General features: G+C 28.4%; 20 protein-coding genes and 1 tRNA gene. 12 read left to right on the plus strand and 9 right to left on the minus strand.

Features of this window, described 5'->3' with window-relative positions; genetic code table 11:
* Positions 1-44: 44 nt before the first annotated feature.
* Genes B8063_RS02025 through ychF form a run of 3 tightly spaced genes read left to right on the plus strand, consistent with a single transcriptional unit; the run spans position 45 to position 2,411 of the window.
* Positions 45-740, plus strand: coding sequence for a 50S ribosomal protein L25/general stress protein Ctc (locus tag B8063_RS02025; protein WP_085068975.1), 696 nt, complete (start codon positions 45-47; stop codon positions 738-740).
* A 29-nt stretch (positions 741-769) separates the two neighbouring features.
* Complete coding sequence (gene pth, locus B8063_RS02030; protein ID WP_075521647.1) at positions 770-1,330, plus strand: aminoacyl-tRNA hydrolase; 561 nt, start codon at positions 770-772, stop codon at positions 1,328-1,330.
* A 4-nt stretch (positions 1,331-1,334) separates the two neighbouring features.
* Positions 1,335-2,411 (plus strand): redox-regulated ATPase YchF, encoded by a 1,077-nt coding sequence (ychF, locus tag B8063_RS02035; RefSeq protein WP_085068977.1) that lies wholly within the window; start codon positions 1,335-1,337, stop codon positions 2,409-2,411.
* Here the strand turns inward: ychF and B8063_RS02040 are convergent.
* Genes B8063_RS02040 through petA form a run of 3 tightly spaced genes read right to left on the minus strand, consistent with a single transcriptional unit; the run spans position 2,388 to position 4,957 of the window.
* On the minus strand, positions 2,388-3,140 hold the full coding sequence (locus tag B8063_RS02040) for a cytochrome c1 (protein WP_306452543.1): 753 nt from the start codon (positions 3,138-3,140) through the stop codon (positions 2,388-2,390). The two genes, ychF and B8063_RS02040, sit on opposite strands and share 24 nt — an antisense overlap.
* A gap of 24 nt (positions 3,141-3,164) precedes the next feature.
* On the minus strand, positions 3,165-4,427 hold the full coding sequence (locus B8063_RS02045; protein ID WP_085068979.1) for a cytochrome b: 1,263 nt from the start codon (positions 4,425-4,427) through the stop codon (positions 3,165-3,167).
* Positions 4,428-4,435: 8 nt separating this feature from the next.
* Positions 4,436-4,957, minus strand: coding sequence for a ubiquinol-cytochrome c reductase iron-sulfur subunit (gene petA / locus B8063_RS02050; RefSeq protein WP_075521651.1), 522 nt, complete (start codon positions 4,955-4,957; stop codon positions 4,436-4,438).
* A 69-nt stretch (positions 4,958-5,026) separates the two neighbouring features.
* On the opposite strand from petA, the gene B8063_RS02055 reads away from it, so the two are divergent.
* From B8063_RS02055 to greA, 3 genes are read left to right on the plus strand one after another with little or no spacing between them, the layout of a single operon-like run.
* Positions 5,027-5,506 (plus strand): TrmH family RNA methyltransferase, encoded by a 480-nt coding sequence (locus B8063_RS02055; protein WP_085068981.1) that lies wholly within the window; start codon positions 5,027-5,029, stop codon positions 5,504-5,506.
* A complete protein-coding gene (gene hemF, locus B8063_RS02060) occupies positions 5,491-6,318 on the plus strand; it encodes an oxygen-dependent coproporphyrinogen oxidase (protein WP_085068983.1) in 828 nt (275 codons plus the stop codon). Before B8063_RS02055 ends, hemF begins: the two co-directional genes overlap by 16 nt.
* A 3-nt stretch (positions 6,319-6,321) precedes the next feature.
* The gene (gene greA, locus B8063_RS02065) at positions 6,322-6,798 is read left to right on the plus strand and encodes a transcription elongation factor GreA (RefSeq protein ID WP_085068986.1); all 477 of its coding nucleotides are present in this window, start codon (positions 6,322-6,324) and stop codon (positions 6,796-6,798) included.
* On the opposite strand, the gene B8063_RS02070 is transcribed toward greA, so the two are convergent.
* The 4 genes from B8063_RS02070 to B8063_RS02085 all read right to left on the minus strand — a co-directional run bounded on the left by B8063_RS02070 (position 6,795) and on the right by B8063_RS02085 (position 10,705).
* Positions 6,795-8,069, minus strand: coding sequence for a CCA tRNA nucleotidyltransferase (locus B8063_RS02070; RefSeq protein ID WP_085068988.1), 1,275 nt, complete (start codon positions 8,067-8,069; stop codon positions 6,795-6,797). The genes greA and B8063_RS02070 overlap by 4 nt on opposite strands.
* A gap of 3 nt (positions 8,070-8,072) precedes the next feature.
* Positions 8,073-8,147, minus strand: a tRNA-Gln gene (locus B8063_RS02075).
* 32 nt (positions 8,148-8,179) lie between these two features.
* Positions 8,180-9,025, minus strand: coding sequence for a 4-(cytidine 5'-diphospho)-2-C-methyl-D-erythritol kinase (locus tag B8063_RS02080; protein ID WP_085068990.1), 846 nt, complete (start codon positions 9,023-9,025; stop codon positions 8,180-8,182).
* 3 nt (positions 9,026-9,028) lie between these two features.
* A complete protein-coding gene (locus B8063_RS02085) occupies positions 9,029-10,705 on the minus strand; it encodes a tetratricopeptide repeat protein (RefSeq protein ID WP_085068992.1) in 1,677 nt (558 codons plus the stop codon).
* A gap of 10 nt (positions 10,706-10,715) precedes the next feature.
* Here B8063_RS02085 and B8063_RS02090 point away from each other — a divergent pair, with 10 nt between their 5' ends.
* The 3 genes from B8063_RS02090 to B8063_RS02100 all read left to right on the plus strand — a co-directional run bounded on the left by B8063_RS02090 (position 10,716) and on the right by B8063_RS02100 (position 13,280).
* A complete protein-coding gene (locus B8063_RS02090) occupies positions 10,716-11,417 on the plus strand; it encodes a uracil-DNA glycosylase (protein ID WP_085068994.1) in 702 nt (233 codons plus the stop codon).
* Between the two features lie 138 nt (positions 11,418-11,555).
* Positions 11,556-12,125, plus strand: coding sequence for a ribonuclease HII (locus tag B8063_RS02095; protein WP_075521658.1), 570 nt, complete (start codon positions 11,556-11,558; stop codon positions 12,123-12,125).
* Between the two features lie 81 nt (positions 12,126-12,206).
* Entirely contained in the window at positions 12,207-13,280 is a 1,074-nt protein-coding gene (locus B8063_RS02100) for a site-specific DNA-methyltransferase (RefSeq protein WP_075521659.1), read from the plus strand.
* Here B8063_RS02100 and B8063_RS02105 read toward each other — a convergent pair.
* Positions 13,277-14,410 carry an FAD-dependent monooxygenase gene (locus B8063_RS02105; protein WP_085068996.1) on the minus strand — a complete coding sequence of 378 codons (1,134 nt, stop codon included), beginning with the start codon at positions 14,408-14,410 and terminating at the stop codon, positions 13,277-13,279. The two genes, B8063_RS02100 and B8063_RS02105, sit on opposite strands and share 4 nt — an antisense overlap.
* A 4-nt stretch (positions 14,411-14,414) precedes the next feature.
* A complete protein-coding gene (locus tag B8063_RS02110; RefSeq protein WP_085068998.1) occupies positions 14,415-15,398 on the minus strand; it encodes an A/G-specific adenine glycosylase in 984 nt (327 codons plus the stop codon).
* On the opposite strand from B8063_RS02110, the gene B8063_RS02115 reads away from it, so the two are divergent.
* From B8063_RS02115 to B8063_RS02125, 3 genes are read left to right on the plus strand one after another with little or no spacing between them, the layout of a single operon-like run.
* On the plus strand, positions 15,399-15,881 hold the full coding sequence (locus B8063_RS02115; protein WP_085069000.1) for a DUF721 domain-containing protein: 483 nt from the start codon (positions 15,399-15,401) through the stop codon (positions 15,879-15,881). It begins immediately after the preceding gene.
* Positions 15,878-16,456, plus strand: a complete 579-nt coding sequence (locus B8063_RS02120; RefSeq protein WP_085069004.1) for a thioredoxin domain-containing protein — start codon at positions 15,878-15,880, stop codon at positions 16,454-16,456. Before B8063_RS02115 ends, B8063_RS02120 begins: the two co-directional genes overlap by 4 nt.
* A gap of 8 nt (positions 16,457-16,464) precedes the next feature.
* Positions 16,465-19,038, plus strand: a complete 2,574-nt coding sequence (locus tag B8063_RS02125) for a chromosome segregation SMC family protein (RefSeq protein ID WP_085069006.1) — start codon at positions 16,465-16,467, stop codon at positions 19,036-19,038.
* Position 19,039 lies beyond the last annotated feature (1 nt).

A 19,039-nucleotide genomic window follows, 5' to 3' on the forward strand; every position in this document is an offset into this window, starting at 1 on the left:
TTACTTGTAAATCTATATTTCATAAGTTAAAACGCCAAGGTTTTATGAGTACAATTCAAGCAACAATAAGAAACACAAAGTCTAAAGGTCAAGTTAATCTTCTAAGACAGAATGGACAAGTCCCTGGTATCATTTATGGTGGAGAAAATCCAAATGAAAAAATTTCTCTCTCTAAAAAAGAAGTGACTAGTTTAATTAATAAAGAAAACTTTTTATCAAATGTAATTTCAATGAATATAGATGGTAATGAGCAAAAAGTTTTACCAAGAGAGATTACTTTTGATACTGTTACAGATGAACCTATTCATGTTGACTTTTTAAGAATTGTAAAGGGCGCAAAAATTATTTTAGAAATACCAGTAAGATTTATTAACCATGAACTTTCTCCAGGATTAAAAAGAGGTGGGGTTTTAAATATTGTGAGACGTAAAGTAGAACTAAGATGTCCAACTGAAAACATTCCAACCGAATTAGTAGTAGATCTTGAAGGATTAGAAATTGGGGCTAGTATTAAAATTTCGTTTATCAAATTACCAGAAAATGTAACCCCAACTATACAAGGAAGAGATTTTGTAATTGCAACTGTTGCTGCTCCAACGGTGGTTAAAGAACCTGAAAAACCTGTCGAAGCTACAGAGGAAGCTAGTGCGGAAGGTGAAACTAAAACTGAGGGTGATAAACCAGCTGAAGGAGAAGATAAAACAAAAGAAGAAGCTAAACCAGCTGCTGAGAAAAAATAATCTTAATAGTGAAATATATCTAAAAAATTATGCTGTTACTAGTCGGCCTAGGTAACCCTACCCCAAATTCAAATAATAATAGACACAATATTGGATTTAAAGTCGTAGATGCAATAAATCAAAAATTTGGCCTTTCAAAACAAAAACCAAAATTTAAAGGCTTGCTTACTACTGGTAACATTGGTGAACAAAAAGTTTATGCCATAAAACCTTTAACTTTTATGAATAATTCTGGAATTTGCATACGAGAATTATTGGAATACTTCAAAATGGATGCAGAGGACGTTATTGTTTTTCATGATGATTTGGATGTTGAATTTGGAAAAATAAAAGCAAAGTTTGGTGGGTCAAGCGCAGGTCACAATGGAATAGCATCAATCGATAAATTCATAGGTAAAGATTACTCTAGAGTGAGAATTGGAATTGGAAAACCAGATAAAAAGATTTCGGTATCTGACTTTGTTTTAAATGATTTTACAGATGATGAACAAGAACACTTAGAGAAAATTACATCAAATATAATTGAGTCTTTATCTATTTTAATTGATAAAAAATTGGATTTATTTTCTAGTACTGTAAACAATAATTAATTTAATGGGTTTTAAATGTGGTATAGTTGGATTACCTAACGTGGGTAAGTCTACTCTATTTAATGCACTAACCAACTCTAGCAAAGCACAGGCGGCTAACTTTCCTTTTTGTACAATCGACCCTAACATCGGTTTAGTTCCAGTTCCTGACGAGAGATTAGATAATTTAGTAAATATTTCAAAATCCAAAAAAAAAATTTACACAACCATATCATTTGTTGATATTGCAGGTTTAGTCAAAGGTGCGTCGAAAGGAGAAGGTTTGGGTAATAAATTTCTATCCCATATAAGAGAAGTAGATGCAATAATCCACATGATTAGATGTTTTGATTCAGATGATATTCAAAATGTCAACCCTGATGTAAACCCAGTAAGAGATTTGGAAATTATAGAAACCGAAATGAAACTTGCAGATTTAGAATCTATTCAAAAGAGATTGGATAAAAAAAATAGAAAAAACATTGAAGAGAATCACATTAAAATCTTAGAAAGAGCAATGTTATTAATAAATAACGATGAGAAATTGGAACAACTTGATAATGAATTTGAAAAAAAAGATATAAAAATATGTGGTTTATTATCGACTAAACCAAAGCTTTATGTGTGCAATGTTGATGAAGATAGTATCGAAAAAGGAAATAATTACACAAAGGAATTCATAGAAACTTTTGGTGAAGATAATACGTTAATAATATCTGCTGATATAGAAAATCAAATTAATGATTTAGTTGATAAAAATGAAAAGAAAAATTTTATGGAAATGCTTAATATTAAAGAAACTGGTCTAAATAATTTGGTTAAGAAAGGTTACAATTTGCTATCTTTAGAGACCTTTTTTACATCTGGTCCAGAAGAATCTCGAGCATGGACTATAACAAAAAATTGTACAGCACCTAAGGCGGCAGGAGAAATTCACACTGATTTTGAAAAAGGATTCATAAGAGCTGAAACTATATCGTACGATGATTTCATCAAAAATGAAGGTTGGGTAAAATCTAAGGAAAATGGAAAAATGCGATTAGAGGGTAAAGATTATATTGTAAAAGATGGCGATGTACTAAACTTTAGATTCAACACGTGACCATATTTTTTTCATACTAAAATAAACTAAAACAGTAAGAATAATTAAATAGGAAATAACCCTAAATCCAGTTTTATGTCTTGTTTCTAGGTGAGGCTCAGCTGACCACATTAAAAAATTTACTACATCTTTAGCCATTTGCTCTTGCGTTGCTTTTGTACCGTCAGAATACTCTACTAGATCATCCGACAATGGATTAGGCATTTTTATTTTGTTTCCATACATGTATTTATTATAATAAACACCATCATCTAATTTTATGCCAGAAGGTGGGTCCTCATATCCAAGTAATAAAGAATACACATAATCTGCTCCACCCTTTCTTGCTTTAACAAGAACAGACATATCAGGTGGATAAGCTCCACCATTTGCAGATTTTGCTTCCTCATCATTTGCATATGGCATTACAAATTTATCCGACAATTTTGCTGGTCTTGTGAACATTTCTCCAGTGCTATCTGGACCGTCTGTTACCTCAAAACTCGCTGCTATAGCTTTTGCTTCAGCCTCAGAAAATTCTGGTCCACCCTTCTCAGATAGATTTCTATAGCTTAAATATTTCATTGAATGACATGAAGCGCAAACCTCTGTGTATACTTGATATCCTCTTTGTAATGATGCTCTATCAAATTTTCCAAAAAGACCTTTGAATGTCCAGTCTGTCTCCAAAAATTTTGCTGTATTTTCTGCAGCAAAGGATTTCGAATTTAAGACAAAAAATAATATTATTAAAAATTTAATTATATTTCTCACTTAACTGATTTTCTCTACTTTATCTCTGGCGGCCGCAAGATTTGGTGAGCCTCCCAAAACTGGCTCTGTAATACTTAATGGCAAAGGTAGTGTTTTTTCCTTAAGGCCTAATACTGGGAGAATAATTAAAAAATGAGCAAAATAATAAATTGTTCCTATTCTAGCAATTAATAAATATAGGCCTTCTGCAGGCATTGCTCCCACATAGCCAAGAATTAAAACATCGGCAACTAGTATCCAGTAAAATTGTTTATATAGTGGTCTAAAAACAGCAGATCTTATTTTTGATGTATCTAACCAAGGTAAAGCTGCTAAAATTAAAATAGCTGATAACATTGCTATAACTCCCATCAACTTGTCAGGAACAGAACGTAAAATTGCATAGAAAGGTAAAAGATACCACTCTGGAACAATGTGTGCAGGGGTAACTAAAGGATTTGCCTCAATGTAATTATCTGCGTGTCCTAAAACATTGGGTGAATAGAAAACAAACATAGCAAATAATATTAAAAACATTAATAGAGCAAATGCATCTTTAATAACTATGTATGGATGAAATGGAACTGTATCTTTTGATGGTTTTTTAATATCAATTCCAACAGGATTATTATTACCTGGTACATGCAGCGCCCAAATGTGTAAAACTACTAACCCTAAAATTAAAAAAGGTAGTAAATAGTGAAGAGTGAAAAATCTTGTTAAAGTAGGATTATCAACAGAATATCCTCCCCACAACCATGTTGTTATACTTTCACCGACAAGTGGAATTGCACTAAATAAGTTTGTAATTACAGTTGCTCCCCAAAAACTCATCTGTCCCCAAGGTAGTACATAACCCATGAAAGCTGCAGCCATCATTAATAGATAAATAATTATTCCAATAATCCAAATAATTTCTCTTGGAGCTTTATACGATCCATAAAATAAAGCTCTAAATATGTGGATGTAAACTGCTAAGAAAAACATTGATGCACCGTTTGCATGCACATATCTTAACAACCATCCATAGTTCACATCTCTCATAATATGTTCAACACTACTAAATGCATGATCTACATGTGCGATGTAGTGCATAGCTAAAACTAATCCAGTTACTATTTGAGTTATTAAACAAAATGTTAATATTCCACCAAATGTCCACCAATAATTTAAGTTTTTTGGTGTTGGATAATCAGTTAAATGATTTACAAGCGATAATAAAGGCAGTCTATCATTAAACCATTTTCCAAATTTTGAACTAGGCGTGTATTCGTGATCACTCATATATTTTATTATCCAATCTTAATAGTGTTATTATTTACAAATTCATATTTTGGAACTTCCATGTTAGTTGGTGCAGGTCCCTTTCTAATTCTTCCAGAAGTATCATAATGAGATCCATGACATGGGCAAAACCATCCGTCATAGTCTCCTTTATCTGTAAGAGGTACACAACCTAAATGGGTACACACTCCAAGCATTACAAGCCACTCTGGCTTTTTAACTCTATCTTCATCTTTTTCTGGATGTTTTAAATCTCCTAAACTTACTTCTCTAGCTTTCTGAATTTCTTGATCTGTTCTTCTTTTAATAAAAACTGGTTTTCCTCTCCAAAGCACTGTAAGAGATTGTCCCGGTTGAACAGAGCTAATGTCAACCTCTGTACTTGCAAGAGCTTTTACTGATGCATCCGGGTTCATTTGGTCTACTACTGGCCAAATTGCTGCTCCAACTCCCACAGCTCCTGCTGCTGCTGTTGCTGTAAAAAGGAAATCTCTTCGTTCTGTCTTTTTTTTATCGTTTTTGTCCGACATCTTTATTAATTTAATACTTTGGTAATATATGATTTCTTATAAGAAAAAAGATATTTTTCTATGGTAACAATGACACATAAACGGTTATTTTCTGGACCTAAAATTGCTCTTTACGAGCCTGATATACCTCAAAATACTGCTTCGATTATTAGAACATGCTCATGTCTTGGGGCGCATCTTGAAATAATTGAACCTTGTGGTTTTCTCTTTAATGATAAACGATTTAAGAGAGTAGTTATGGATTATTTAGATGAAAAAATGATTACTTTTTATAAAGACTCTGAGGATTTTTTTGCAAAAAAGAAAGGTGAAAGAATTATTCTCATGACAACCAAAGCTAAGACAGGTCTTGATGTTTTCAAATTTAAAAAAAATGATACAGTGCTTTTTGGTAGAGAAAGTGCTGGAGTGCCAGATTCAATTCACAAAAAAATCAAAAATAAAATTAAAATACCAATGATAAAGGAAAAAAGGTCTTTAAACCTAGCTGTATCGGTTGCTATAACCCTTTCTGAAAATTTAAGGCAAACAAAATGGATAATGAAATAAAAAAAAAATTAGCCCGAAACTGGTTTAAAACTATTCAAGAGGTTTTGTGTAAAGATATTGAAGAATTAGAGGGTAAAAAAAATATATTTAAAATAACAAACTGGGAAAGAGGAAAAAAATCGAACGAAGGAGGAGGTCAATTTAGAATATTTGAAAATGGCAAAATTTTTGAAAAAGTTGGTGTAAACTTCTCAGAAGTTTATGGAAAATTCTCAAAAGAATTTAGAAATAAAGTTCCTGGAACAGATAAAAAACCAAATTTTTGGGCATCTGGTATTTCTGTTGTAATGCACATGAAAAATCCAAATGTTCCTGCAATGCATTTTAATACAAGATACATATTTACTTCTCATGGTTGGTTTGGTGGTGGTATGGATGTAACACCATGTTTAAAAGATAAAAATTTAGAAAAGTGGTTTCACTCTGAATTAAAAAAAGCATGTAATAAACATAATAAAAATTATTATTCAAAATATAAAAAATGGTGTGATAGATATTTTTATCTACCACACAGAAATGAACCAAGAGGCATTGGTGGAATATTTTTTGATTATAAAAAGGAAAATTGGGAGAAAGATTTTGCTTTTGTAAGAGAAGTAGGATTATGTTTTAAGAATATTTTTAGAGAGATAATATTAAAAAAATCAAAAAAAAAATGGACTAACAAAGAAAAGGAAATTCAATATTTGAAGAGAGGTAGATATGTTGAGTTCAATTTATTATATGATAGAGGAACAAAATTTGGACTACAAACAGGTGGAAATGTTGAGGGTATATTAATGTCTCTACCACCAATTGCTAAATGGAAATAAAAAATGGAAAAAGAACCTATCACTGTTAATGGTTTAGAAAAACTAAAACAGGAATTAATATTTCTTAAAGAAAAAAAGAGACCAGAAATAGTTGCGGCAATTGCAGAGGCAAGGTCTCATGGAGATTTAAAAGAAAATGCAGAATATCATGCTGCAAAAGAACAGCAGTCTCATAATGAGGGAAGAATTCAAGAAGTTGAGGATATTATAGCAAGAGCTAACGTAATTGATGTAACAAAGATTTCTAATGATGGGAAAGTAATTTTTGGTTCATCTGTTTTTCTACAAAATTTAGATACAAATGAAAAAATAAATTACAAAATTGTTGGTAAAGACGAGGCCGATTTAAAACAAAAGTTACTTTATTTTAAATCTCCCATAGGAAAAGGTTTAATTGGTAAAAACAAAGGAGATCTTGTGGAAGTAAATACGCCAGCAGGAGTAAAAAACTTTGAAATTATTGATGTAAAATATATTTAATTAGAAAAAGTTTTTTCAATTTCTTTATCTGTAATACTAAATGAATTGTTTACCCAAATATTTTCCAAATTTTTGAGTTTTTGCCCTAATTCACGACCCTCTTTTATATCAAATTTTTCCATTATACTTTTTGCTTTTATTGGAAAAACTGGTTTTTCTTTTTTCTGAAAATAATTTTTAAGCTCAATTAATTTTTTTTTCATTGTATTTGTTTTAATTAACTCAAAGTCAATTAAATCAATTACACTTGATTTATTGTTATAATAAAAGATTTTCTCAAGTTTTTTTTTTGAAAAAAAATCTTTTTCTTTATAATACTCAAAATTAGATTTAAGGAATTTTATTCTATTTTTAGCGTCATTAGATAGATTGAATTTGTAAAGAAAATAATCTGCATTATCTGTCTCGTCTATAATTAATAGAGCTAATAAAAAATCGAAACTTTTATTTATTAGTATTTCCTCTTTTTTCTTTTCTAATTTTTTTAATATTTTTAGATTAACCAATTGAGGAAAAATAAGTGAAATAATCTCATATGAAAAATTATCCTTAACTAATTTAAATAAAGCCCTTGATTTAAATATTTTATTTAATTCATCTAATAATCTTTCCTTAGATAGATTGGAAACACCGCTAATATTTTGTTTTATGGTCTTTTTGATTTCACTGCTGTGATCTTTCTTACTATACAAAAGAAAAAATCTTATATACCTCAAGATTCTTAGATAATCCTCTTGAATTCTTTCATAAGAATTTCCAATAAATCTTACTGTTCCATTTTGCAGATCTTCTACTCCATTATTTGGATCAAATAAATTTCCATCAATATCGGCATATATTGAGTTTATAGTGAAGTCCCTTCTGATCGAATCCTCTTTCCAGTCTTTTGTAAAAATTACTTCAGCATGTCTTCCATCTGTTTTAATATCATTCCTTAAAGAGGTTATCTCAAAATTTTGATTACCTATTCTTGCAGTTATTGTTCCATGTTTTATCCCAGTTTCAAAAAACTCGATTTTATTTATTGTCAAACATTCTTTTACTTGATCTGGATTAAGATTTGTTGCTAAATCTATGTCATCGTAATTTTCGTTATTTAAAATTTTTCTTACGCATCCACCAACATATCTTATATCGCTCCATTCATTGTGACTAGAAATTGCATTAAAAATAGATTTTACATCTGATGTATTTTTAATATTTTGAAATAAGATTTCTTTTTGATTTAATTTTTTTTTAAAATTAAAAAATTTAGTAAATATATTGTTCATATTTGGCTGGGGTGCTAGGATTCGAACCTAGGAATGGCGGTACCAAAAACCGCTGCCTTACCACTTGGCTACACCCCAAAATTCTTTTCGTATAACACAAAAAAAAAGCTTTATATAGTTTTAGATAAAATACACCAATAGTTTTTATATTTTTTTTTTAATATTTTTTGAGCTTTTTTTGCATTATTTTTTGTAGCTAAGTATAAGACAATTGAAGATCCTGACCCAGACATTCTGGTAAATAAAACATTATCTAATTTTTCAACAAATAATTTTATATTTTTTAGTTTTGGATATTTTTGAAATGCTGGATTTTCTAGATCATTTGTTAGTTTTGATAAGAATTTGAGTGACAAAAATTTTTTACTTTTTAATTTTAACTTAGTTCTGGAAAAATTTTTAACCTTTGAATATATATCTTTTGTAGAACAACCAAAATCTGGTTTAATTATTATTAAATGAAGTGGCGATTTAAGTTTAGCGTATTTTATTCTCAATTCTTTTGAAATAATTGAACTCTTGTTTAAGCCTAAAATAGTATCTGAACCTATCTTTGAGCTGATTTTAAAAATATCATTACGCTTAAGTTTTATATTATTTTTTTTAATCAAATATTTTAAGATACTTGCTGCATTCATTGAGCCACCCCCTAAACCAGATTTAAGAGGTATATTTTTTCTAATTTTAATTAAATACTTTTCATTATTTAAAAGTTTTTTTTGATCTAATATTTGAATAAGGTTTGAAACAGTATTTTTTTTATTTATTCCATTAGAAAATTCTCCATCAAATAATATTTTGTGACCATTGCCTTTAATTTTTTTTATGTGAATTTGATCATATAAATCAATTAAGCTCACTAAGCTCTCAATTTTATGATGTTTGGTTTTTAATTTTTTTAATACACCTAAAGAAATATTTATTTTTGCGTAGGATCGGATTTTGTCAAATCTCATCGATTATATTTTACGGGGACCATCAATAAGTTTATTCTCAATATCTTTTTTCATTTCTTCTTCTGTATCTTCAAGTTCTAATACGTGTTCCCAAAAATACTTTGCTTGTAATTTTCTATCTAGTTGCCATAAAACATCTCCATAGTGATCATTAACAATTGGGTCATCTGGCATTAATTCAACAGCTTTTCTTAAGTATTTTTCTGCGTTTATAAAATCACCAATCAAATAATATCCCCATCCAACTGAATCTGTTATATATGGGTCGTTCTCTCTTAACTCGTAGGCTCTCATTAGCATTTTCATAGCTTTTTCTATTTTAATATTTCTTTCAAGCCAACTATACGAAAGGTAATTAAGCGTGTAAGCATGATCAGGTCGAATATTTAAAGACATCAACAAATCTTTGTCTGCTTTTGAATAATTTTTTAATCTCTCATAAGTTCCTCCTCTTCTATATAAAACATCCGCATACATATTTGAATTTTTATCAATCTGATTTAAAACTTGCGTATAGTAATCTATAGCTATTTTATAATTTTCAAAATTTTTATATATGTTTGCTAAGTCAAAAAGAATTTTTGGTGATTTTTGTTTTAAATCAGAAATATTATCTTCAATATACTTTAAAGATTTATCATCATTTTCCTCTTCAGAAATAATCTGAGCAATTTTTTTTATTTTGTACCAAAAATAAATTTCATCCTCTGAACTGAATTTTTCTAATATTTCCCTCGAAATATCAAAATTGTTGTTATCATAATAATTTTCTGCCAATAGAGATAAATTAAAATAAAATTTCGGGTTTAGGTAATTAGATACACTTAAATAAAAATTCGATGTTTCAATAATATTTTGTGATGAATATAAGTTAGATATCAGGAAAAAAAATTCAGATAAAAGATCATTTTCATTTTGACATGAAAAATGTTTTTTAAATTTTTTATAATTTTCATTATCTATCCATTTTTTTGATTGGGATATTAATAAGGTACTCGAAAAAGGTTCAATTGTTTTTGATATTTGTTTTGCAGTTTTATAGTCTTTATTTACAATTACATTTGATAAGTAAAAAAATAAATATCTTGAGTAATCTCCTTCAGCAGAATTAATTAAGTTTAAGAAATGACTATCTGTTTTGTTAGAATTCAGATAGCAATTTTGAAAAGCATTCACAATCAAACTTAACTTTCCAAAATCACTTGTTGAATACTGTAATTTTTTATTTTTAAATAAATTATTGAAGCTTTCTAAAGTTTTAATAATTATAAACTCGTAGGTATTTTCGTTAGATAAATTAAAAGTCTTAATAACTTTTGAAGCTTGTACATATTTTTTCTTATTCATCAAATCTAAGACTATTAAAAGCTTACCTTCAAAAAAATTTGAATTCTTCGTGTTACGCGATGATTTTATTTGATTTACAGCCTTTTTAATTTGGCCATCTAGAACAAGAGAATATACGTATTCTTTTAAATAGTTGTTATGTTTTTTTTTGAGATATTTTGAAGATTCAAAAAATTCTAAGGCTTTATTATTTTTTTGATTATCAAATGAAATTAGCGCAGAAAAATAGCTTGAAAGGTACTTATAATTAAAATCATTTTTATCACTTGTTTTAGTATAACCTACAGTTTGGTATAAAAGAGCAAAAATAATATAAAAAATTTTTAAGAACATTATTTAATTTATGACTTTAGAGGAAAAAAATCAAAATGACATTTTAAATGAATTCAATGATCCCAACGAAATAGAATTCATCTTTAGCGATAAACCGATAAATAGATTTAAAACTAAACCAGAAGTAGAAGATAAGATTTCTCTTTTAGCAAAACTAAAAAATGATTTACAAAATATCAAAAATTGTGAGCTAAAGGAAAGTGCTAAAAAACTTGTATTCAGTGATGGAAATTCCAATAGCAAAATAATGATTGTTGGAGAAGGACCAGGTCAAAAAGAGGATGAGGTCGGCAAACCTTTTGTGGGAGATGCAGGCTTATTATTAAATAAAATGTTAAAAGCAATAAATATAAATAGACAAGATATTTATATTACTAATGTTGTAAATTATAGACCTCCTAATAATAGAAAACCGGAGCCTGCTGAAATAACACGATACTCAGAATATTTAAGAAAACATATATCAATAATAAATCCAAAGATTTTAATTTTAATGGGTAGCACTGCAATGGAGTCGTTATTTGGATCAAAAATTAAAATTTCAAAAGAAAGAGGAAATTGGAAAGATGTGATTATAAACAATAAAAGCTACTTAACAATGATAACATTTCATCCAGCGTATCTTTTAAGGCAACCAGAGCAAAAAAAATACTCTTGGGCAGATCTTAAAGAAATAAGAAAAAAAATTGATGAATTAGAAATAAACTTATAAATTTATGATAGGACTACACAAAAAGTACTTAAATTTTTATAAAAAAAAATTTAATCTTTCAGATTATAGTTTGGTTTTGATATCTTTCTTCAAGGGTTTATTTATTGGATTAATTATTTATCATTTTTTTTTTAAATAATGAAAAAGGTAGCTGGAGTTGATGAAGTTGGAAGAGGAAGTTTAGTTGGTCCAGTATGTGCTGCTGCAGTAATATTTAAAAAAAATATAGATAAAAGTAAGATTAAAGATTCTAAAAAACTTTCAAAAGAAAAAAGAAATATTTTAGAAAAATATATTAAAAAAAACTCTATCTGGAGCGTTGGATTTGCCTCTTTAAAAGAGATTGAAAAATTAAATATTCTAAATGCATCTTTATTGGCCATGAAAAGATCGATTAAAAAACTTAAAATAAAACCTACATCAACATTAATTGATGGAAATAAATCGCCAGAAATGAAGGGTTACAAACTTAAGTCTGTAATTAGGGGAGATCAAAAAATATCCGAAATATCGGCAGCATCTATAATTGCTAAGGTTGCAAGAGATCGGCTAATTACAAATATGTCCAAAAAATTTAAAGAATATGCTTGGGATAAAAATGCAGGATATGGAACTAAAGAACATCTAAAAGCCATTAAGAAATTTGGTATAACGAAGCATCATCGAAAAAACTTTAGGCCTATACACAACATATTGAGTCATAAGTAAAACTTACAACAAGTAGAGTCTATTTTTTTCAATCTCTGGTTGACGCGGAATCTACCCTGGAGTCTAATTACTTTTTTAAAAATGATAGTTAAAAATTTACAGAACAAAATTATAAATGGGGACAGTCTAAAAGAATTAAAAAAAATTCCTGATGAAACATTTGATCTAATTTTTGCAGATCCACCTTATAATTTACAATTACAAAACAGTTTAATTAGACCAGACAGATCTAGAGTGAATGCAGTGGATGATAAATGGGATCAATTTGAAAGTTTTAAATCCTATGATGAGTTTACATACGAATGGCTAAAACAATCAAATAGAGTATTAAAAAAAGATGGGTCTATTTGGGTCATAGGCAGTTATCATAATATTTTTAGAGTAGGAAAAATAATTCAGGATCTTGGTTTCTGGATTTTAAACGATGTAATCTGGAGTAAAAATAACCCTATGCCAAATTTTCGAGGTACCAGGTTTACTAATGCTCACGAAACATTGATTTGGGCATCAAAAAGTAAAAAGTCAAAATATACTTTTAATTATCAATCAATGAAGTCATTTAACGATGATCTACAAATGCGATCCACATGGAATTTACCAATATGTAACGGTAAAGAAAGATTAAAAGATAATGGAACGAAAGTACATTCAACCCAAAAACCAGAAGCTTTACTACATAGGGTAGTATTAGCCTCTACAAATAAAAATGATTTTATTTTAGATCCTTTTTTAGGATCAGGTACAACTGCTGTGGTTTCAAAAAAATTAGGACGATCTTATTTTGGAATAGAAAAAGAAAAAAAATATTTTGAAGCTGCGAACAAACGGATAAAAAATACTAAAATTATTATGGATGAATATTTGGATACACTCCGGAATAATAAATCAAAGCCGAGAGTGCCTTTTGGTTCATTAATTGAATTAGGTGTTATAAAGCCTGGTACAGAAATTTACGACCAAAAAAAGAAAGTATTTGCAAAAGTTATGGTTGATGGAAGTATTAAACATAAAGAGAACGAGGGATCTATTCACAAAGTAGCTGCTCAGATATTAGGCGCAGAAAGCTGCAATGGTTGGACCTATTGGCATTATCAAGTAGGAAATAGTTTAAAGCCTATTGATGAACTTAGACAACGTCTACGGCCAAGAGCTTAATTCTTATAAATTTTACCCAAATAATTTTCTAAAAAACTTTTATTTTTAGAAAGATATTTAAGAAAAATATTTCTAAAAAAAACATTTATAGGATTTGCAATATGGAATGCATGGTGATTTATGGAAGATCTAGAATTTATCTGTTTCGTCTTTAAAACTCTTTTTTTATAATAATTTGATAAATTATTATTTAGATCATTGAAAAGATCATTTGCAGATTCAATTGATTGTGATGCTCCTTGCGCAAAAGAGGGTGGAAATGAAAAGAACGCATCACCCATTAAAAATATATTTTTATTATTGGGTATTTTAATTTTTTTACTCACAAAAATTGGAAAGCATTTAATTTCATTTACCAACTCAGATAAATTTAAATCTGATTTTGAGGAAATCTGGCTCATTAAGTTATTTATAAAAATTTTATCTTTAAATAGACTTCTATTTGTAATCTCAGATCCTACTAATTTTTTTCTTACTATAGATATAAAATTAAATTCGTTATTTTGATTGATAGGATAGATTACAAAGTGAAAATTTGACCCTAAATATAGTGAAATATCTGAATTTTCGAAGTTCTGAATATTCCCTCTAAGTGCAATTGAATTAAAATACTTTGGTGTACCCTCCTTTTTAAATAAAATTTCTTTTGTTCTTGAATAAACTCCATCAGCTGCAACTATGTAATCAAATTCCTCTTTGGTATTATCGCTGAAAGATAATTTTAATTTCTCATATTCCTCAATATTAATGAGATCAGAGTTAAAAATTATTTTATCTTTTGGGATATTACTTAACAAAAATTCTATTAATTTTGATCTTTTTAATGTTGTATATCTGTTATTCTCAAAGTTAAATTGAGATAAGTCAATATCACATATCTTTTCCAACACTTTTGCATCAAAAAAATTTACTTTTTTTGGAAAAAATACTTCGCTCGCATTCATTGTTTGAAATCCAATTTTATTTAGAAGATTAATGCTGTTTACTGATAACTGTATCCCATAACCATCGCTTAAATCTAATGAGGGTTTTTTTTCAAAAATTTTATAAGAAAAAGAGGTATTTTTTTCTAAAAGGTTTGCGAGAAAAAGACCAGAAATTCCAGATCCAACTATTGCAATACTTTTCATTTTATCATGATACTGAATTTAATATTTTTTTTGTAAATGAAGGTAAAATATAATTTTTAATATTTTCTTTGTTCAACATTATACTGTTATTTGTTTTTTTAACTTTAATATTTTTATTAATAATTATTTTCATATCCATATTTGACATTTTTACATTTATTTTTTTTTGAGTTGAATTTTCAAATTTATTCTCATCTATTTCTATCATTGGAAAAATAATCAAATTTTTTAAAAAATTGAATTTTTTATTTTTTATTAATAAATAATTATTTTTATATTTATTCACATTTGCTTCAAAGTATTTTATTTTGTTAAACTTATTTTTTGATTTGATTAAAAAATCTTTTTTCTTATAAGATTTACAATTTTGTGTAAGTGGACAGCGAAAGCAATATGGCAATGAAGGCTTACAAATTAATGCTCCTATCTCCATGATTGCTTGTGCATAATCACTTGATCTTTTTGAAAATCCAAAAAAGGATTTTTTTTTATTTAAGTTTTCTTTGGATATTTCATAATCAGTTTTAAGTAAAAAAACTCTTTTTAGTATTCTTTCAACGTTTCCATCCATTGGAATATAAGGCTTATTATGTGCAATTGCTAAAATTGATCTCGAAGTATACTCACCAATTCCTGGGAGAGATTTAAGTGTTTCAATATCTTCTGGTAATTCACCTTTATAGTCCTTTAATAGTTTTATTGCAGTTTTTTTTAAATTTCTCGCTCTAGAATAATACCCAAGTCCTTCCCAGTTTTTTAAAATTTTGTGGTCACTTGATTTAGCCAATAATTTTAAATTTGGAAATTCTTTTATAAACTTTTCAAAATAAGGAATAACAGTTTTAACCTGTGTTTGTTGAAGCATAAATTCACTTACAAGAGTAAAGTAGTCTTGTTTTTTTTTCGAAACTTTTTTTCTCCAAGGTAGGGTTCTTTTATTATTATCGTACCAATATAGAATTTTTTTTGGTATGTTTTGATTTGTCATATGAATATTAAATACAATACTAAGCAGAGATATAAATCCATTCAAGGTTTAAGATCTTTTAAGGATACTTTGCCCAAAGAGGCAAAAAGAATACTTAATAAAAAAGGGGATGTTTATAATAAAACTCTTGATAATTGGAAATATATAGTTGGTAAAGAATTATTCAAAGAATGTTATCCAAAATCATTTAAGGGATCTAATAAGGTAAAAAATAGTTGTTTGACTATAATGGTTAAAAGAGGGTCTGAAGTGAATTTAGAATATTCTAAAAATGAAATTATAAAAAAAATGAATGCATTCTTCGGATATGAAGTTGTTCAAACTATAAAACTAAATACATTTGATGGATTTTTGGAAAAAAAGCTCAAAAAAAGCCCTGATTATGCGACAAAAAACAAACACATAAAAGACATAAGTAATATTAGAAATGAAAAAGTTAGAAATTCTTTAATAGAGTTAAGCAATTTATACAAAAAAAAATGAAAAAAATTTTATTAACCTTTTTATTATCCTTCTTTTTATTCCCTAATATCTCAAGTTCTGATGTAAGACCAATAATTGATGGAAATATTGATGCAAAAGTCAAGTTAGTAGTATTTGAATCTTTAACCTGCGGTTTTTGTGCAAACTTCCATAAGAAAATTTATCCAGAATTAAAGAAAGAGTTTATTGATAAAGGTTTTGTTTCAATTGAATATAAAAATTTTCCTTTAGATATCGCAGCATTTAATGCAGCAAAAATTGCTCATTGTAAAAACGACGGCAATTCTGAAGTCTTACACTATCTCTATGAGAAGCAAAGTGAATGGGTAAGAGGTGGTTCAATTGATGATGCAAACAAAAACATAAAAGAGCTTATAGAAAATTCTAGTTTCAAAATAGATATTGAGAGTTGTTTAGCTGATAAATCTGTAGAAGATCATATACTCGAAGACCGAATCAATGGTGTAAAAAAATATAAAGTTAAAGCAACCCCTACTCTAATAATTAATGGCAAAAAGTTTGATAATCCAACAGACTATAAAAAATTAAAAAAATACATAGAAAAACTGATATAAGTTAGCGAATGGAATTTAAAAAAATCCAGCTTACTGGATTTAAATCATTCGCAGAAAAAACCAACTTTCTTATTGAAGAAGGTTTGACAGGTATTGTTGGTCCAAATGGTTGCGGGAAATCAAATATTGTTGAGTCTTTAAGATGGTGTATGGGAGAAACATCAGCAAAAAGTATGAGAGGCTCTGGGATGGAAGATGTAATATTCTCTGGAACATCAAATAAACCGTCAAAAAATATTGCCGAAGTATCTATTGCTTTAAGTAATGAAAATAAAGACGGACCAATACAGTACAACGATCTTGACGAAATAGAAATCAAAAGAAAAATTGAAAAAGATAAAGGATCGAAATTTTACATAAACAATAAGGAAGTTAGAGCAAAAGATGCGCAAATGTTTTTTGCAGATTTATCTACTGGAGCACATTCACCATCTTTGATTAGCCAAGGTAGAATTGGAGCTTTGGTAACAGCAAAACCTGCTGACAGAAGAGCAATACTAGAGGAAGCAGCAGGAATTGCAGGTTTACACGTTAGAAGGCACGAGGCAGAACTTAGATTAAGTGCAGCAGAGAATAACTTAAAAAGAGCAGACGAATTGAGAAGACAACAAGAAAGACAACTTGCAAATTTGCAAAAGCAAGCAGAAGAGGCTGCAAAATATAAATCAGTATCTGAGGAAATTAAAAAAGTTGAGGCAGGTCTATATTATTTAAAACTTAAAGATATTGATCATGAAATAAAACTAGAAAATGAGATAAATACTGAGGCGGAAGATCAAGTTAAAGAGTTTAATTCACAATTAGAGAATTTGGAAAAAAGAATTACAGATGAAACTAACAAGGTAACACCAATTAGAGAGAGAAACATTGAAAATCTATCTAAAATTCAGAGACTTAATCTAGAATTAAAAAGTCTTGATGAAGAAAATGAGAGAATTGAAGAGGAGATTAAGTCTATAAAAAATTCACTAAGAATGATTGATGAAGATATTGATAGGGAAAAAAGTATTGTAATTGATGCAAACTCAAATGAAAAAAGACTTAAAGAGGAAAAAGGCGAGTTAATAGAAATAGATTCTAAATATTATGAAACTGAAAAATTATCTAATCAAGATCTAGATGTTGCAAAAGAAAATTTGAAAAGAGAACAAGATAAAGTAGATAGAATTTTAGATACATTTAGTTCAGAAAATTTAAAGAAGAATATTGAACAAATAAATAAAATTATTGATCAGATAACAGCTGCAAAAAATTTAATAAATGAACAAAATAATTCAGCTGCCTTGAAAGTTTTGGATGAATGTAAGGAGAACTTATCTTATTTAAATATAAAAATTAAAGATGCAGAGGAAGGTGATAAAATCACTGTATTGAACGAGACAAATGAAATAATTAAAAAACTTCAAGAAAAATACGCTGATATTTATAGCAATAACCAAAATATTAAAAAAGAGTCTGTTAAAAGAAATGAAAGAATTCAAAAGATAGATTTAGAAATTGAAAGTTGGAAAAATCTATTAACTAATTCTGAAAAAATGGTGAGGGAGTTAAACGATAGAAAAAATAAACAAACATTAAAATTGAATGATCTTGAAAAACAGCCCCAACTGCAAGCAGAGAAAAAAGGACAGATTTCTGAGAGTTTAAGAATTTCAGAAAAGGAACAAAATGAAAATGAGACTATCATTGTAGAGATAGATGATAAAATATTAAAATTAAGTAATGAATTAAAAGATACAAAAGAAAATTCTATTGAGATCAGAGAGAGAAAAGCTAGTTCAGGTGCTACTATAGATGGTTTGAGTAAGAGAAGAAGTGATTTGCTAGAAAGAGTAAGTGCAGAATTAAATCTAAGTGAAGAAAAATTGTTAGAATTTTCAAATTTAGAAAAAGAAGTTGAATTTCCTGATGTGGTTACACAAGAAGAGTTGCTTGATGAGAAAAAAAGACAAAGGGAAAAATTAGGATCGGTAAATTTAAGAGCTGACGAAGAAACTTCAAAATATGAAGTAGAAATTAAAAAAATGGAAAAAGACAGACAAGATCTTGTAACCGCTATTATTAAACTAAAAGAAAGTATTTCTGAGCTTAATCAAAAAGGAAGAGAAAGATTGCTTGAGGCTTTTGAGAAAGTTAATAGAAAGTTTAATGAAGTATATACTAAATTATTTAATGGTGGAAATGCAAAACTTGAACTTGTTGACTCTGATGATCCATTAGATGCTGGACTAGAAATGTTAGTTAGTCCACCTGGCAAAAGACTTCAATCAATTACTTTGTTGTCAGGAGGAGAACAGGCTTTAACAGCCCTGTCTTTAATTTTTGCAGTATTCTTAACGAACCCCTCACCAATATGTGTATTGGATGAAGTTGATGCGCCTCTTGACGATGCTAACGTTACAAGATTTTGTAATTTGTTAACTGAATTAACTAAAATAACATCTACAAGATTTATAATTGTTACCCACCATGCTTTAACAATGTCAAAGATGGACAGACTTTACGGAGTTACAATGCCAGAAAAAGGAATAAGCCAACTTGTTGCTGTTGATCTTCAAAAAGCTGAGAGCATGGTTGCTTAAG

Origin of the sequence: Candidatus Pelagibacter sp. RS40, from assembly GCF_002101295.1 — a bacterium.
Taxonomy (GTDB): Bacteria; Pseudomonadota; Alphaproteobacteria; order Pelagibacterales; family Pelagibacteraceae; genus Pelagibacter.